Source organism: Vibrio sp. Y176, assembly GCF_033438945.1.
In genome coordinates, this window is the sequence record NZ_JAWOQS010001108.1 from 1 (window position 1) to 533 (window position 533).

1 protein-coding gene is annotated in these 533 nt (G+C 43.0%); it reads left to right on the forward strand.

Annotation, left to right across the window (positions count from 1 at the left end; translation table 11 throughout):
• Positions 1 to 46: 46 nt before the first annotated feature.
• Positions 47 to 533 (forward strand): GNAT family N-acetyltransferase (locus R7O13_RS30465; protein WP_318305670.1); only part of this gene is annotated, 487 nt, incomplete at its 3' end.

Genomic DNA, 533 nt, shown 5'->3' on the forward strand with positions numbered 1-533 from the left:
GTTGCTCACCACTTAATGCGGCGTTAGCCCTTTTCGAGGAAATGATATGGAAATCGTACAAGAAATTGATGTTTCAGAATTGCACCATAAGGCAATCGAAGCATTAAGAAACCGAGCTTTTCCGGACAGCCAAGTAAATCGTTCTTACTTTAAGCAGTTGCCTCATATGCGAGCCCTTCATTTTCAAGGTGAACAGTTGGTTGGCTACCTTGGACTGGACTATCGCGTTGTTAGTGTCGGTGGGGAAATACATAAGGTTCTGGGCGTAATCGACTTCTGTGTTGATGAACGTTATCGAGGGCAAGGTATTGGCTCTTTCATGTTGTCAGAAGTATCGTCATTTGCCGAAACTAAAGACGTTGATTGCATAATCCTCATATCTGACTTACATGATTTCTACTCATCAAATGGCTTTAACAAAGTTCAGTGTATGCAGTCTTGGTTAAGGATTCACGAGCACACCAACTTTGGAGTTGCTGTAGAGCATATTGATGGACTGTATGTGAAACCCCTCAGAGATAAGCAGTGGGGTG